This window comes from Chryseobacterium sp. (genome assembly GCF_019236175.1).
In the GTDB taxonomy this organism is placed as follows: Bacteria; Bacteroidota; Bacteroidia; order Flavobacteriales; family Weeksellaceae; genus Chryseobacterium.
On the sequence record NZ_JAFAJM010000001.1, the window covers coordinates 222,566 to 239,883 of the forward strand.

The window sequence follows — 17,318 nt, forward strand, 5'->3', positions numbered from 1 at the left end:
GTAAGAATTTTTACCCCACATAGAAACGTAGTTTTTTGGGGATATCATTTTAGATTATTTTATCCGTGGATTCGTGACAAAAAATCATGATGTAGAAAAAGGAACACCGGATGAAACATCCGGCTTTTATTGTCCATCAGAAGGTAAGTCTTGGTTTTATCAGTTTTGCAACAGTGGCTGTCCATCCCGTCTGATGGGAAGCTCCTACACCGCGGCCGTTATCACCGTGAAAATATTCAAAGAATGTAATATAGTCTTTAAAATGCTCATCATAATTAAACTTTGGGTTTCCGCCATTGAAAGCCCTTTGCCCGTATTCATCCTTTAAGAAAATAGAACATAGTCTTTTGCTGATATTCTGGGCCACTTCATCCAGATTTCTTTTATCACCACTTCCTGTCGGAAGTTCTACTTTCAGACTATTTCCATAATAGTAGTGAAAACGTTGCAAACTTTCCACAATCAGAAAATTGATAGGAAACCAGATCGGGCCCCTCCAGTTGCTGTTTCCGCCAAACATCCTGCTGTCACTTTCTGCAGGAGTATAATAAACTATATTTTCCGTTCCGTGAACAGAGAATACAAAAGGGTTTTCTTCATATACCTTAGACATGGCACGAATTCCGTAAGAACTTAGAAATTCTTTTTCATCAAGCATTCTGCTCAAAACTTTTGTTAATCTGTTTTTACGAAGAATACTCATTAAATGTTTTCTTCCCTGTCCTTCTTCATCCCAATGAGAAACCAGTTTGGTTAATTCCGGCTTATTTTTTAAGATCCACTCCATTCTGGTTCTGAAATTAGGCATCTTTTCCAATAACCTGTGGTCTACAATTTCCACGGCAAATAATGGAATCAGGCCTACAATACTTCTCAGTCTCAAAGAAACACTGTCTCCGTTTCCAAGCTGAAGTACATCATAGAAAAAACCATCTTCTTCATTCCACAGCCCTTTGGTTCCTTCACCCAGATTTTCCATGGCTTCGGCAATATAGAGGTAATGTTCAAAAAATTTAATGGCCATATCTTCATATACCTGATAATATTGGGCAAGTTCCATTGCGATCCGCATCATATTTAGAGCATACATTGCCATCCAGCTTGTTCCGTCTGCCTGTTCAAGATGCTGTCCGTCTTTTAAAACCATATTCCGGTCAAAAGCACCGATATTATCCAGACCAAGAAATCCGCCTCCGAAAATATTTTTTCCGTTCTTATCCTTTCGGTTTACCCACCATGTAAAATTGAGGAGAAGCTTTTGAAATACCTTTTCAAGAAAAAGGAGATCAGGTGTACCGTTATTCTTTTCATCAATTTTAAAAACTCTGAAACAGGACCATGCGTGCACCGGCGGGTTTACGTCGCTCATATTCCATTCATAAGCGGGAAGCTGACCGTTGGGGTGCATATACCATTCTTTGGTTAATAACAAGAGCTGTCCTTTGGCAAATTCGGCATCAATAATTGAAAAAGGGACACAATGAAATGCCAGATCCCAGGTTGCATACCAGGGATATTCCCATTTATCAGGCATGGAAATAATATCTTTATTATGAAGATGATTCCATTCCGTATTTCTTACATATTCATTGAAATTTCTGGGTGCTTCAAAATTCGGATCTCCTTTCAGCCATTTTCCGATATTGTAATGATAGAATTGTTTGTTCCATAGAAGCCCGGCAAAAGCCTGTCTCTGAACATTTCTTTCATCTTCGTTAGTAGTGTCATTTTGAATTTCATTATAAAAATCTTCAGCTTCAGTTTTTCGTAGATTAAAAATTTCATCAAAATGTTCAAATGGTTTATCCGCTTCTTCAGGACATAATCTGAATTCAAAAACTTTGGATTGGCCTGTTCCTATAATATCATCAATCAGAAAAGACGCTTTACTTCCTCTTTTTTCCGGATTTATGGTATCTCCCTTATCAATAATATAATCGTTGATACCGTCTTTGAAATAAGTATTTTCAGTTCTTGGTGCGCCATAGAGTTTTGAAGTATTGGTTTCATTCTCACAGAATACTGGTTGTGCATTGGGGTTTCGGGAATACAACTTTTTGATAGAAATACTGTCATGGCTAATATTGATGCTTCCGTCATGAGATGCATTCATTTCGGCTTTGTAGGTATTGTATCCCCATTTCCAGTTGTTTCTGAACCAGGCGGTAGGAGCTACTACAATAGGAGCATCATGTTGGCTTCGGTTACAGACTGTTATTCTAGCCAAAATATCATTATGGTCGGCTTTACAGTATTCAATGAAAATATCAAAATATTCATCTTGATCAAAAATACCTGTATCAAAAATTTCATATTCAGTATCCTTCTTGCTGCGTCTTGCGTTTTCGGCAACAATTTCATCATAGGGAAATGCATTGATCGGATATTTATAAACCATCTTCATATAGCTATGCGTAGGTGTATTATCCAGATAATAAAAAATTTCCTTAATATCTTCACCGTGATTTCCCTGTGGATTGCTTAACCCAAAGAAGCGCTCCTTCACAATTTTATCTTTCCTGTTCCAAAACGAAAAAGCAAAGCAAAACAATTGTTTTACATCAGAAATGCCGGCAATACCTTCCTCTCCCCAGCGGTAAGCATAGCTTTCAGCATTATCATGATTGGTATAGTTCCAGGCATTCCCGTTCGGACTGTAGTCCTCACGTACATTCCCCCATTGCCGGTTGCTTACATAAGGTCCCCAGTTTTTCCATTTGGTATCTTGTAATCTTTCTTTTTCGGCAGTCATTTGTAATGATTTTTCTATACGAAGTTAGTTTTTTTGAAAAGTAATTCCAATTTTTTTCATCTGAAGAATTATTAATATGCCTCTGAAATGCTTGTATTTAAGGGCTTTTTGAAATATTAAATTATTTTTTTTTTGAAATTAAAAGAAAAGAACTACCTTTGCACCATTCGTTCATTCAAATATTGAAAATGTTATCAAGAAAGGTTGAGGGATTAGACCCTGTGAAACCTTAGCAACCCTTTGCGCAAGCAAAGAAGGTGCTACGTTCTACCAAAATTATTTTGGACAGATAACTTACTGAAGTTCTTTTCAGCCATTTCCTGTGGCATTTTCAATTGTATTAAAATAATAGAATTGAAAACAGAACTAAACTATATTAATCTTTCGTATCAGACCAATTCCAAAAAGGAATATCATATCCCGCTGAGCTATGAGCTTTTCGGGAAAGACCTGTTTACAGCACCCGTTATCTTGATCAATCATGCTTTAACCGGGAATTCAAATGTATCTGGAGAAAATGGCTGGTGGAAACAATTAATCGGTGAGGATCAGGTGATTGATACAAAAAAATATACCATTCTGTGTTTCAATATTCCCGGAAACGGTTACGATAATTTTTTAATTGAAGACTATGAAGACTTTAGTCCTTCAGATATAGCTAATCTATTTCTGTCGGGGCTTGAAGCATTACATATTCAAAACCTATACGCCATTATCGGAGGCTCTTTAGGAGGCGGAATCGCATGGGAAATGCTTGCCAGACAGCCTAAACTGGCAGAAATCTTTATTCCCATTGCCTGCGATTACAGAACTCATGACTGGCTTCATGCCCAATGTCTGGTTCAAAAATTCTTATTACAGGAAAAAGAAGAACCATTACAAAAAGCCAGAATACATGCCATGCTGTGTTATAGAACACCGCAATCACTCAATGACAGATTTCAAAATAAGTATAATCAGGAGAAACAACGCCTGGAATCAGAAGACTGGCTGGTCTATCATGGAAATGCATTAAACGAGAGATTTAGTTTAAAAGCATATCGGCTGATGAATCACTTGTTGATGAATATTAATGCTGATGAAGCAAAACTGCAGAAAATCGAAGCACGAATGCACATGATCTCCGTAGATACAGATCTCTTCTTTCCAGCTTCTGAAATCCGAATGTGTTTTGAAAACTTAAAAGAGAAAAAAGAGGATATATCGTATCACGAGATCCAATCTATACACGGGCATGATGCCTTTCTAATGGAATATCAACAATTAAATACTATCATAAAAAATATTTTGTATACTCATGAAAAATGCTAACGAAATAAAATTTTTAAAGAACAGATCAATCGTTAAATTTGAAGGTGAAGATTTCCTTGGAGAAATCGGAATTGACGGACGGATTTTTAAAGCACTGACTTTAGCAAGAATCAGTGTAGGGGTAATTTCCCAGCAGGCTATAGAAAACGGAATCTCTATTCTGGTTCACGAAAATGATGCGGAAAAAGCAGTGGCTTGCCTTATTGATGAATTTGAAGCAGAAAGAAAGTCAGGAAAAGTTTCTCAGATCTATAGCATCAATAATGTTTCTGTTATTGGTTTTGTAGCTGAAGATTTTAATAAAGTTTTTGCAGAACTGGCCAGAAATAATGTGTTCCCGTTACTTTTAAATCAGGTAGCAGGAGAAAACAGAGCCAATATTGTAGTGACTTCTTCACAGGATGAAAAAACAAAAAATATTATAGAATCTGAAATTTTCAAAAAACCAAAAACCGTTCATCTGGCGATCATCGGCCATGGAAATGTTGGAAAGACTTTAATAGAACAGGTTCTTGAATCTTCTGAAGAGATTAAAAGACGAAAAAAAATAGATCTCAAAGTAGTGGCGGTTGCCAATTCAAAAAAGATTGCTTTTAATAAACATGGTTTTGATGCGGGCTGGAGTGATGAGGTCATTACTGCAGAAAAGCCATCAGATGTGCAAGAACTGATTAAATTTTCCAACGAAAATCAGCTGGAAAATCTGATTGTTGTGGATAATACGGCAAGTAAAGATTTTGTTAAGAATTATCATGCATTGGCAGAAAACGGATTTGATCTTGTTTCTTCCAACAAAATTTTCAATACCCTTCCTATTGAAGAATACCGAAAACTAAGATATACGTTGAGCAAAAATAACAGACGTTATCTCTACGAAACTAACGTAGGTGCTGGTCTTCCGTTAATTGATACCATCAAATTATTACACCTTTCGGGTGAAAATATTACAAGAATCAAAGGGGTATTCTCAGGGACATTAAGCTATGTTTTCAATAATTTTTCTTTGAGAGATGATAAGTTTTCAACAATTATCAACGAAGCTCTGGAAAAAGGATACACAGAACCGGATCCGAGAGAAGATCTATCCGGAAATGATGTGGCAAGAAAGTTACTGATCCTGGCAAGAGAATTAGACCTGATCAATGAATTCAGTGATATAAAGATTCAAAACCTGGTTCCTGAAAACTTACTTTCCGTCTCAAAATCGGAGTTCCTTTCAAGACTTGAAGAACTGGATGAAGAATACCAGAAAATAAAGGATAGTCAGGAATCCGGTCATGTATTAAGATATGTAGGTGATTTACATGGAGATCTGCAGAAAGACAAAGGTGAGCTGGATGTAAAATTAATTTCTGTTCCTGCCACTTCAGCTTTGGGCCAGCTAAAAGGCTCAGATTCAATTTTTGAAATTTATACTGAAAGTTACGGCGAAAACCCAATTGTTATTATGGGTGCCGGAGCCGGAGCACAGGTGACAGCCCGTGGTGTTTTCGGAGATATTTTAAGACTAAGTGAAACAAAGTAATCAATGTACTGATGTAAGAGTATAACAATGTACCTGATCCATTGATTTATTCTTACATTATCAAAATTAAAACTATATGGAAAATTTCGAAACATCAGCAATAAGAACGCAAACGGAAAGAAGCCAGTTTGACGAGCATTCAACACCATTATATCTTACCTCCAGTTTTATTTTTCAGGATGCTGAAGATATGAGAGCCAGCTTTGCCGAAGAAAAACCTAAAAATTTATACAGCCGTTTCTCTAATCCTAATGTAACAGAGTTTACTGAGAAGATCGCAAAAATGGAAGGTGCAGAAGCAGGATATGCATTTGCCACAGGAATGGCCGCAATTTATTCAACATTTGCAGCATTACTGAATGCAGGAGATCATATCGTAAGTTGTCAGTCGGTTTTCGGGTCTACCCACACATTGTTTACCAAGTATTTCCCGAAATGGAATATTGAAACCACATATTTCAAAGCAGATGATGCCGAGAATGTTGAAAATTATATTCAGCCTAATACGAAAATCTTATATCTTGAAACGCCGACTAATCCCGCCATCGAGATTTTAGACCTGGAATTTTTCGGACAGATCGCCAAAAAGCACAATCTTATTTTTATTGTAGATAACTGTTTTGCAACGCCTTATCTTCAGCAGCCTATTAAATATGGTGCGGATATTGTTGTACATTCCGCAACAAAGCTGATTGACGGGCAGGGAAGAGTTCTGGGAGGAATAGCTGTAGGGAAAGCAGACCTGATCAGAGAAATCTATCTTTTCGCAAGAAATACAGGCCCTGCATTGTCTCCTTTTAACGCCTGGGTGTTATCAAAAAGTTTGGAAACATTGGCTATCCGCGTAGAAAAGCACTGTGAAAACGCATTAAAAGTTGCGGAGTTTCTAGAAAGTCATCCTAACGTAGAATTAGTAAAATATCCATTTCTGAAATCCCATCCGAGTTATGAAGTCGCCAAAAAGCAGATGAAGCTGGGGGGAAATATTGTTGCTTTTGAAATAAAAGGGGGAATAGAAGGTGGAAGAAGCTTTTTAGATAAGATACAAATGTGTTCGCTTTCTGCCAACTTAGGAGATACAAGAACGATCGTAACCCATCCGGCATCTACCACACACTCTAAACTGTCGGATGACGAAAGAAACGAAGTAGGAATTACAGCAGGTCTTGTACGTTGTTCAGTAGGACTGGAAAATGTAGAAGATGTCATCGCAGATCTGAAGCAGGCTTTAGACTAATTCAATCAGAACGGGATTTAACCCGTTCTGATGATCCAAATATTCAACGGCTTTAGCCAAAATAGATAAAAAATGAAAAATTCAGAGCAATTATATAAAGCCTTATCGGAAAGAATTTTAATTCTCGACGGTGCCATGGGAACAATGCTTCAACGATACAAGTTCGAAGAAGAAGATTATCGCGGAGAACGTTTCAAAGACTGGGAATATCCGGTAAAGGGAAATAATGATCTTCTTTCCCTGACACAGCCTCAGGCCATTGAAGAAGTTCATAAAAAGTATCTGGAAGCCGGTGCTGATATTATTGAAACCAATACATTTTCAGGAACTACCATTGCTATGGCAGATTATCATATGGAAGAACTGGTGTATGATCTGAACTATGAGTCCGCAAAGATTGCCAGAAAAGCTTGTGATGAATACACTGCAAAAAATCCGGATAAACCGAGATTCGTAGCAGGATCTATCGGACCTACGAACAGAACGGCAAGCTTAAGCCCGGATGTGAATGATCCCGGATACAGAGCTATTACTTTTGAAGAACTGAGAGTGGCTTACAAACAACAGTGTGAAGCATTGCTGGATGGAGGATCTGATATTCTCCTGGTAGAAACGATTTTTGATACGCTAAATGCCAAAGCAGCTTTGTTTGCCATTGACGAATTACAGGATGAAAGAGGAATCAAAATTCCGATTATGGTTTCCGGAACGATTACCGATGCATCGGGAAGAACTCTAAGCGGCCAGACTGCTGAAGCTTTTCTGATCTCCGTTTCTCACCTGAATTTATTAAGTGTCGGATTCAACTGTGCTTTAGGAGCAGATCAGCTGACTCCTTATCTTGAAACACTTGCCCATAATTCAGAATTTTATGTGTCGGCCTATCCGAATGCAGGGCTGCCTAATGCTTTTGGAAAGTATGATGAAACTCCCGAAGATATGGCCAGACAGATTAAAGAATATGTGGAGAAAAGACTGATCAATATTATCGGAGGATGTTGCGGAACGACACCGGAGCATATTAAAGCAATTGCAGAATTGGTAGAAACTTATCAACCAAGAAAATTGAAGAAATTTGTATGATTTGATAGATTTTTTTAATTAAAATCAAGAATGAAGGCTGGATTATAAATATTAACTTTAAATAAACCACAAAAGCTAATATAATGGAAAAGCCGAGTTACTTAAAAAATTCAGACGATACCAAGTTATTTAATGAACTGAGAAAAAAAGTAAACCAAAGGATAGAAGCTATTCCCGGAGACAGAGACATTTATATTCAGATCAAAGCGGTGATTCTTCCATTGATCTATGTAGGTTTATATTTTTTCGCAGTCTTTCATGCAGAAAAACACGGGCTATATATTCTGAGTTTTATTTTAATGGGAATTTCTCTGGTTTTAATTTATTTAAACCTGATCCATGAAGCAGCCCACAACAATATTTTTAAAAGTAAAAGGCTGAATGGGATGGTGCTGCATATTTTTGATTTCATAGGAGCCAATTCCTATATCTGGAAGAAAAGACATATCGCAAGTCATCATGCGTACCCTAATGTGGATGGATGGGATACCGATATTGAGCAGAGTGGTCTGCTTCTCATCGTTCCCTGGATCAAAGCGAAGGGAGTACAGAAATATCAGGATAAGTTTTTCTTTTTAGTATATCCCTTGTATTTATTCAATTGGATGTTTATAAGAGATTTCAGAGATTTCTTTGACAAGGAAAGAGTGATTTTGAAAACCCAGGGAAGAATACCTCTCGTTGAAAAAGTGAAAATGGTGTGTTATAAACTGTTTTACTTTTTTTATCAGATCGTGATTCCAGTTGTGTTCTTTAAAGTATCAATAGGGCTGGCGTTGGGAGCATGGTTTTTACAGGTGATTTCGGCAAGCATTTTTGCCTTGTTTGTTTTGTTGCCTTTACATCCGCTTCCCGATAATGCTTTTCCAAGATTGGATAAAGATAACGGGCTTCCATTCAGCTGGCTTCGTCACCAGTTGGAAGTAACAAATGATTTAAAAGAAAATAACTGGTTTGTAAGAAATGTATTAGGGAATTTTAATTTTCATGTGGCTCATCACCTTTTCCCCAATTACAGCTATATGTATTACAATGAGATCACAGAAGAGATAGAAGAATTTGCTAAAGAACATGGCTTAGTATACAAAAGATTTCCACTGTTCACCGCTTTAGGGAAGCACAGGGATTTATTGAGGCAGAATGCAAATAATGCCTACTATATTTTAGAAGAATAAAATGAAATATTTAAGATTATCAGGCCTTGAGCCTCTTATCATAACACCGGAAAGTAATTTCATCAACGTTGGTGAAAGAACCAATGTTGCCGGTTCCAAGAAATTTTTGAGACTAATCAAAGAGGAAAAATTCTCTGAAGCATTAGACATTGCCCGCCATCAGGTAGAAGGCGGAGCTCAGATTTTAGATGTTAATTTTGATGACGGACTGATCGACGGGAAAGCTTCCATGATCAGATTTCTGAATCTTATAGCCTCTGAACCTGATATTGCCCGAATTCCAATCATGGTGGATTCTTCTAAATGGGAAATTCTGGAAGCAGGTCTTCAGGTCGTGCAGGGAAAATGTGTGGTCAATTCTATTAGCTTAAAAGAAGGAGAAGAAGAATTTATCAAACATGCAAAAGCAATCAAGAGATATGGAGCCGCAGTCATTGTAATGGCATTTGATGAGGTAGGACAGGCTGACAGTCTTGAACGAAGAATTGAAATATCAAAACGATCATATGATATTCTGGTGAACCGGATCGGCTTTCCTGCAGAAGATATTATTTTCGATTTAAATATTTTCCCGGTTGCTACGGGAATGGATGAACACAGAAAAAATGCCATCGACTTTATTGAAGCAACACGATGGGTAAGACAAAATCTGCCATATGCATCCGTAAGTGGAGGAGTGAGCAATGTTTCCTTTTCATTCCGGGGAAATGATAGCGTAAGAGAAGCAATGCACTCGGTATTCCTTTATCATGCTATTCAGGCCGGAATGAATATCGGTATTGTAAACCCTGCCATGCTGGAAGTTTACGACGAGATTAATAAAGAACTTCTGGAGCTTGTAGAAGATGTCATCCTTGACAGGAGAGAAGATGCTACAGAAAGACTTCTTGACTATTCCGAAAAACATAAATCAGTCAAAAAAGAAAAGACTGAAGATTTAGAATGGAGAAACAATCCGCTGCAGGAAAGAATTACCTATGCACTTGTAAAAGGAATCGATCGTTTTATTGAAGAAGATGTAGAAGAAGCAAGACAATCGGCTGAAAGACCTCTTCATGTTATTGAAGTCAACCTTATGACCGGAATGGGGGTAGTAGGAGATTTATTCGGAAGCGGAAAAATGTTCCTGCCTCAGGTGGTGAAGTCTGCAAGGGTAATGAAAAAAGCCGTTGCCTATTTGCAGCCTTTTATTGAAGCGGAAAAGGACGGGTCAAGACCGGCAAACGGGAAAATTCTGATGGCTACCGTAAAAGGAGATGTTCACGATATCGGAAAGAATATTGTAAGCGTAGTTTTAGGTTGTAATAACTATGAAATCGTTGACCTTGGAGTAATGGTTCCTGCTGAAAAAATTATCCAGACCGCTATTGAAGAAAAAGTAGATGTCATCGGATTAAGCGGTCTTATTACACCAAGTCTTGATGAAATGGTATATATCGCTTCGGAACTGGAAAGACAAAATTTGGATTTTCCTTTATTAATTGGTGGTGCTACGACTTCTAAAGCACATACCGCCGTGAAAATCGATTTAAAATATAAAAATGCTGTCGTTCACGTGAATGATGCCTCAAGAGCAGTAAACGTGGTAAGCTCATTATTAGGTGACAGAAATAAAGAATATGTTTCAGAACTCAAGAACGACTATTCGGATTTCAGAGAAAAATTTCTGAACAGACAGGTAGATAAAGACTATGTTTCTATTGAAGAAGCAAGAGAAAATCATTTTAAAATCAATTGGGAGAACGAAGATATTTTTATACCGAATAATTTAGGCGTAACCGTTGTTGAAAATCAGGATCTTCGCGAATTATTACCTTTTATAGATTGGTCCCCGTTTTTCAGAAGCTGGGATTTACACGGTAAATACCCCAATATCTTAGAAGATGAGGTCGTAGGAGTACAGGCTAAAGAACTCTTTAAAGATGCTCAGGTGATTTTAAAAAGAATCCTGGATGAAAAACTGTTAACCGCAAAAGCCATCTTCGGAATCTTTAAAGCCAACTCTAACAAAACGGATGATATCTTGATTTTTGATGAAAATAACAACGAGCAGGCTAAATTTTTAACCTTAAGACAGCAGGCTCAGAGATCAAAAGGAAAAGATTATCTGGCGTTAAGTGACTTTATCGCTCCGCAAAGTTCAGGGAAAACTGACTACATGGGGGCATTCTGTGTGACTACAGGTTTCGGAACCGATGAATTGGCAGAAGAATATGAAAAAGCCAATGATGACTACAATGCCATCATGGTAAAAGCACTGGCAGACCGCTTTGCAGAAGCTTATGCAGAATTTTTACATAAGAAAGTAAGAACAGAATATTGGGGCTATGCCGTTCAGGAAGAATTAAGTAACGAAGAATTAATTGCAGAAAAATATAAAGGAATTCGTCCCGCTCCGGGATATCCTGCATGTCCTGATCATTTGGAAAAGAAAACGATCTGGGACCTTTTAAAAGTAGAAGAAAATATCGGTGTTTTCCTTACGGAAAGTTTAGCCATGTTTCCTACGGCTGCCGTTTCAGGATATTATTTCGGAAGCCCACATGCCAAGTATTTCGGATTAGGAAAAATTACAGAAGACCAGCTTAAGGATTATGCAGACAGAAGAAGTTGTAGCATCCAGGAAGCGAAAAAATGGCTGTCACCAAATTTAGCAGATTAAAATTGACATGAAGATAACAGAACACATTAAAAATGCAAATGGGAAAACGTTGTTCTCCTTAGAGGTTGTTCCGCCGCAAAAAGGAATTGGTATTGAAGACCTGTACACGAATATTGATCCGTTAATGGAATTCAAACCACCTTTCATAGATGTTACCACTTCAAGAGAAGAATATATTTATATCGATAAAGGAAACGGCCTTATGGAGCGTCGTATTACAAGAATGCGTCCGGGAACACTGGGAATCTGTGCCGCTATTCAGCATAAATATAATGTGGATACTGTTCCGCACTTGCTTTGTGGAGGATTTACAAAAGAAGAAACCGAATACCTTCTGGTAGACTGTATGTATCTTGGGATCGATAATGTTATGGCATTAAGAGGTGATGCAATGAAAGGACATCAGTATTTTGAACCTACCCGCGGAGGGCATGCTACTGCAATGGATCTGGTGGGTCAGATTAATAATCTGGGAAGAGGAAAATATCTTCATAATGAAGAGCAGGTTTGTGATGAACTGAATAAATTCTGTATAGGAGTTGCCGGATATCCCGAAAAACATATGGAAGCTCCCTCCATGAACTATGACCTGAAATGGCTGAAGCAAAAAGTAGATGCAGGAGCAGATTATATTGTAACCCAAATGTTTTTTGACAATAAAAAGTATATCGAATTCGTTCAGAAAGCAAGAGAGATGGGAATTACAGTGCCCATTATCCCGGGAATCAAACCGATTGCAACAAAGAAACATCTGAAAATCCTGCCTCAGGTATTCAAAATAGATCTTCCGGAAGAGCTTATCAATGAAGTGGAAAACGCAAAAAATAATGAAGCCGTAAAACAAATAGGTATAGAATGGGCCATTGCCCAATGCAGAGAACTTCTGGATTTTGGAGTACCTGTTTTACACTTTTACTCCATGGGTAAAAGTGATAATATCAAAAAAGTAGCCGGTGAGCTATTCTAATAAAAGTACCAAAAGTGAAAGGAGCCTTGTCTTAAACGACAGGGCTTTTTATGGTATCGGAACCCTATAAAAAAACTTCAATCAAAAATAAAATCAGGCTACACACCCGTTTAAAAAGAATCAATGAAGGTAATTTCACGTGCGCTCCCTTACAATATAAAAGCAATGCATAAAAAACTTGGCATCTGAAAACTTTTCAGCATTCAGAAAAAATAAACTCACCTTTAGTCAATTATCATACTCCAATAATTTTGACCTTTCAGCCTCCCTCTTTCTTAGTCTAAAGAACGGCATGCCTTTCAAATTCTTTATTCCGGTCAAATAAATATCGGTAAGTAGCCAGCTTTCTGGTCACAGTAGTATCAAGATTTTCAGCAATCTTAATCATTTTTGGATTAAAATCACCAATCCACTGAAGCTCAGTAATTGTAAAATCCGTATGCTTTCTCAAATGTTGTGTCCCTTCCCAGATCATATAACCATCAATCCCTTTCCTTTGCCATTCAGGAACCACACCAAACACCAGACCAACCATTTTTTCATTCTTCTTAAATCGTTTCAACAACAAAAACTTAAGCTTTTCAAAGATTCCAAACTTTCCGTTGAGGTATTTAAACCACTGATTGAGATCCGGAAGATTGATCCACATAGCGATAGGTTTATCATTTTCATACACAAACCACGAGATATGTTCATTCATAATAGGTTTCATCGTGTTGAACATTTTTAGCACTTTGCCTTCTTCCAATTGCTTTCCTTCTCCGTGAGCCGCCCATGCCTTATTATACACTTCCGTAAAGTCCTTGGCAAACTTAGGAAGATTATTCTTTTTCATTGGTTGAGCAGAGATCGCCGGATTTCTTCTGTTTTTCTCATGAGCAATTGTGAAGACACGCGAAACTTCCGCAAATACGGGCCTGGTAAAACAAAGTTGTTCAAAATAAATCTGAAAACCATAATTTTCAAAAAGATCTTTATAGTAGGGAAAATTATAATTCATCCCATACAAAGGTTCCATAAAACCTTCAATCAAAAGTCCCCAGAATTTATCCCGCTCTCCGAAATTGATCGGGCCATCCATCGCTTCCATACCCTTTTCCTGAAGCCAGTTCTTGCAATAATCAAATATGAAATTAGCCGTTTCCTGATTATTGATACAGTCGAAAAAACCAAATCCTCCGGTAGGTTGCTTCTGTTCATAACACCTGTTGATAAAAACAGCTACCTTTCCAACCGTTCTATCGCCTTTTTTAAATAAAAACCTTTTACATTCTCCGCTCTTAAAAAACTTATTCTTTTCAGAATCAAAAATCTCCTCAATATTTTTATCTAGAGGACGGATATAATTTTTGTCGAACCGATAAAGTTGTGCTGGAAATTCCAGAAATTCCCTTTTGTGATCTTTGTTTTGTACTTCTTCGACAATAATCATATAGTTTTTAATCAGACTAGGTTATAAAAGACAATGTTTTCATCCATTCGAAACCCGTGATTCAAAAAATATCCAATAAACAGGGAAATCACGGAGGTTCTTAACGATCCAAAAAATTAATAAAAACCCTTCGGAAAAAATAGATGAAACAATATTATCCGTATTTTTGCTGCAAATTAAATAAAAATGGTTGATTTTACTGATAACGACGATGATATTTTCACAGGAAAAGAACATACGCCTATAAGAGAAGATGCTTTTGATAAATCGCCACAGGAAAAAATAGAAAAAATTACTGAGCTGTTTGGAGAAATCATGGAAACATTAGGATTGGATATGACAGATGATTCCCTGAAAGATTCCCCAAGGCGTGTTGCCAAAATGTATGTGAATGAGATTTTCGGAGGACTTCTTCCGGAAAACAAACCCGGAATCTCTACTTTTTCCAATAAATATAAATACCGCCAGATGCTGGTGGAAAAAGATATCACAGTATATTCCTTCTGCGAACACCACTTTTTACCTATCATAGGAAGAGCACACGTCGCTTATATCTCAAATGGAGAAGTAATTGGTCTCTCTAAAATTAACAGAATCGTAGACTACTACGCAAAAAGACCACAAGTTCAGGAAAGATTAACTATGCAGATTGTAGACGCCCTGAAAGAAGCTTTAGGAACGAAAGATGTAGCCTGTATTATCGATGCAAAGCACCTTTGTGTAAACTGCAGAGGAATAAAAGATACAGCAAGCTCTACCATTACAGCTGAATTAAGCGGGATCTTCAGAACAAACCCTATCACAAGACAGGAATTCTTACATTACGTAGGAAGTCATGCAAAACTGGATTAATAAAATGAACTACCAGATCCTTAAAAATATCATAGATAAAGAGCTTCTGAGGTTTCAAACAATTTCCGAAGATGAATGGACTTACAAAGCAGCACCGGAAAAATGGTCTAAAAAAGAAATTATAGGGCATCTTTGTGACAGTGCTTTTACAAATATTCGTAGATTTGTAGTGACTCAATACAAAGAGAATGAGAACATCGTTTATGATCAGAACGAATGGGTAAAAGCTCAGAATTATCAGAATGTTCCCACTACAGAGCTTATTAATCTCTGGAAAGCTTTGAACTATCAGATTATTCATATCGTTGAAAATATACCTGATCAGGCATTAACGAGATTGTGTGATACCACAAAAACGACACCTCAGGCTTTTACATTGGAATTTATTATCAATGATTATGCAGATCATTTGCAACATCATTTAGATACGATTTAATAATGATAAAATTTAAAAAAGTTTCAGATAAAATTTTTATCACAACAATTATTTGTTGTGACAGAATTTTATTTTAACTAATTTTTGAATCTTAAAACTATTGAATCTTTTAATAAAAAATAAATGCAACTAAAAATATACAACTCGCTTACTGCGGAAAAAGAAATATTCAAACCCATCTTAGAAGGAAATGTAGGAATGTATGTATGTGGACCTACCGTTTACAGTAACGTACATTTAGGGAATGTAAGAACATTCCTTTCTTTCGATTTCATCTACCGTACCCTAACGCATTTAGGGTATAAAGTAAGATATGTAAGAAATATTACTGATGCTGGACACCTTACCGATGACGGAAATGTAGATAACGACAGATTCGTAAAACAAACCAGATTAGAAAAGCTGGAACCTATGGAGATTGTACAAAAATATACAGTCGATTTCCATAAAGTTCTTGATATGTTTAATCTACTCCCTCCTAATATCGAGCCTACAGCAACCGGCCATATTGTAGAACAGATCGAGCTTACTCAAAAATTAATAGATACAGGTTTTGCTTACGAAAGCAACGGTTCCGTTTACTTCGATGTATTGGAATATAATAAAAGAGGCCTGAACTACGGTGAACTCTCAAAACGTAATATAGAAGAACTTTTTGCCAATACCCGTGATCTTGATGGACAGGGAGAGAAGAAAAATCCTCAGGATTTCGCCCTTTGGAAAAAAGCATCTCCGGCTCACATCATGAGATGGAATTCTCCTTGGGGAGAAGGTTTTCCGGGGTGGCACCTTGAATGTACCGCAATGAGTACTAAATATCTAGGGGAAACTTTTGATATCCATGGGGGAGGAATGGACCTGAAATTCCCGCACCACGAATGTGAAATCGCCCAAGGAAAAGCCTGCAACGGTGCAGCACCGGTACATTACTGGATGCACGCCAATATGTTGACGATGAATTCTCAACGTATGAGTAAATCTACAGGAAACTATATCCTTCCGATGCAGCTGGTAACAGGAGATAATGACTTCTTTGAAAAACCTTTCCATCCTTCGATTGTACGTTTCTGCTTCCTGCAGGCACATTACAGAAGCGTATTGGATATTTCCAATGATGCCATGATGGCAAGTGAAAAAGGTTTTGTCAGATTAATGGAAGCTGTGAAAGTGCTGAACTCAATCACCCCTGATGATAATAAACAATCCGGTTTCAGCCTTGAAGAATGGAAAAACAAATGTTATGAAGCCTTAACGGATGACTTCAATTCTCCAATTCTCATTGCCCACCTGTTTGAAGCTGTAAAATATATCTTTGCTTTAAATGACGGTAAAGAAACCATTTCAACAGGAGATCTTGAAGAGCTAAAGTCAACAATGAATGCCTTTATCTTTGATGTGTTAGGATTACAGACTGTAGAAGAGAATAACAATGAAAAATTAGATCAGACCCTAAAAGTATTGATCGAATTGAGAAATCAGGCAAGAAAATCTAAAAACTTTGAACTTTCAGATCAGATCAGAGACAAACTGCTTGCAGAAGGTATCGAATTAAAAGACGGAAGAGACGGAACATCTTATGTCCTGAACTAAAAAATAGAACTTCCTTAATAATCATTCCGTAAGAATCCTAAATATGTGGATTCTTACGGATTTTTTTATTTACCCTGTAAAATGAACTGAATGATAATATATAAATCAATATATCTCTGCTTTCCTCTCCATCCTCACGTTCAACTATTAATCCTTTCCCGTATATTCAGGAGCTTATACCCGCTATCCGCTCATACTCCTCGTGCCGCGTTTCCCTCGCCATGCCTTTCATCTTTCCATTCCTTACTGCGGGGTACCCGCTTCTATCGGGGCTAGATATGGGAAGCGAGCCAAGA

12 protein-coding genes and 1 riboswitch are annotated in these 17,318 nt (G+C 37.3%); of the genes, 10 read left to right on the plus strand and 2 right to left on the minus strand.

Features of this window, described 5'->3' with window-relative positions:
- Positions 1 to 136 precede the first annotated feature (136 nt).
- Positions 137 to 2,752 carry a glucosidase gene (locus tag JO178_RS01035; RefSeq protein ID WP_291930502.1) on the minus strand — a complete coding sequence of 872 codons (2,616 nt, stop codon included), beginning with the start codon at positions 2,750 to 2,752 and terminating at the stop codon, positions 137 to 139.
- A 188-nt stretch (positions 2,753 to 2,940) separates the two neighbouring features.
- Positions 2,941 to 3,048: riboswitch (SAM riboswitch) on the plus strand.
- A 58-nt stretch (positions 3,049 to 3,106) separates the two neighbouring features.
- Here JO178_RS01035 and JO178_RS01040 point away from each other — a divergent pair.
- From JO178_RS01040 to metF, 7 genes are all read left to right on the plus strand, one after another.
- Positions 3,107 to 4,063, plus strand: coding sequence for an alpha/beta fold hydrolase (locus JO178_RS01040; RefSeq protein WP_291930504.1), 957 nt, complete (start codon positions 3,107 to 3,109; stop codon positions 4,061 to 4,063).
- Positions 4,050 to 5,588 (plus strand): NAD(P)-binding domain-containing protein, encoded by a 1,539-nt coding sequence (locus JO178_RS01045; RefSeq protein ID WP_291930506.1) that lies wholly within the window; start codon positions 4,050 to 4,052, stop codon positions 5,586 to 5,588. The genes JO178_RS01040 and JO178_RS01045 overlap by 14 nt, the downstream gene beginning before the upstream one ends.
- Positions 5,589 to 5,664: 76 nt before the next feature.
- The gene (locus JO178_RS01050) at positions 5,665 to 6,825 is read left to right on the plus strand and encodes an O-succinylhomoserine sulfhydrylase (RefSeq protein ID WP_291930508.1); all 1,161 of its coding nucleotides are present in this window, start codon (positions 5,665 to 5,667) and stop codon (positions 6,823 to 6,825) included.
- Positions 6,826 to 6,897: 72 nt separating this feature from the next.
- Entirely contained in the window at positions 6,898 to 7,908 is a 1,011-nt protein-coding gene (locus tag JO178_RS01055) for a homocysteine S-methyltransferase family protein (protein WP_291930510.1), read from the plus strand.
- 83 nt (positions 7,909 to 7,991) lie between these two features.
- The gene (locus tag JO178_RS01060) at positions 7,992 to 9,083 is read left to right on the plus strand and encodes a fatty acid desaturase (RefSeq protein WP_291930512.1); all 1,092 of its coding nucleotides are present in this window, start codon (positions 7,992 to 7,994) and stop codon (positions 9,081 to 9,083) included.
- A gap of 1 nt (position 9,084) precedes the next feature.
- Positions 9,085 to 11,745, plus strand: coding sequence for a methionine synthase (gene metH, locus JO178_RS01065; RefSeq protein WP_291930514.1), 2,661 nt, complete (start codon positions 9,085 to 9,087; stop codon positions 11,743 to 11,745).
- Between the two features lie 7 nt (positions 11,746 to 11,752).
- A complete protein-coding gene (gene metF, locus JO178_RS01070; RefSeq protein WP_291930516.1) occupies positions 11,753 to 12,712 on the plus strand; it encodes a methylenetetrahydrofolate reductase [NAD(P)H] in 960 nt (319 codons plus the stop codon).
- A 280-nt stretch (positions 12,713 to 12,992) separates the two neighbouring features.
- On the opposite strand, the gene JO178_RS01075 is transcribed toward metF, so the two are convergent.
- A complete protein-coding gene (locus JO178_RS01075; RefSeq protein ID WP_291930518.1) occupies positions 12,993 to 14,144 on the minus strand; it encodes a hypothetical protein in 1,152 nt (383 codons plus the stop codon).
- 186 nt (positions 14,145 to 14,330) lie between these two features.
- Between JO178_RS01075 and folE the strand changes: the two genes are divergently transcribed.
- The 3 genes from folE (at position 14,331) to cysS (ending at position 17,022) form a co-directional block, all read left to right on the plus strand.
- Complete coding sequence (folE, locus tag JO178_RS01080; protein WP_002983392.1) at positions 14,331 to 14,996, plus strand: GTP cyclohydrolase I FolE; 666 nt, start codon at positions 14,331 to 14,333, stop codon at positions 14,994 to 14,996.
- Between the two features lie 4 nt (positions 14,997 to 15,000).
- On the plus strand, positions 15,001 to 15,432 hold the full coding sequence (locus tag JO178_RS01085) for a DinB family protein (protein ID WP_291930520.1): 432 nt from the start codon (positions 15,001 to 15,003) through the stop codon (positions 15,430 to 15,432).
- Between the two features lie 123 nt (positions 15,433 to 15,555).
- Positions 15,556 to 17,022 (plus strand): cysteine--tRNA ligase, encoded by a 1,467-nt coding sequence (cysS, locus tag JO178_RS01090; protein WP_291930523.1) that lies wholly within the window; start codon positions 15,556 to 15,558, stop codon positions 17,020 to 17,022.
- Positions 17,023 to 17,318 lie beyond the last annotated feature (296 nt).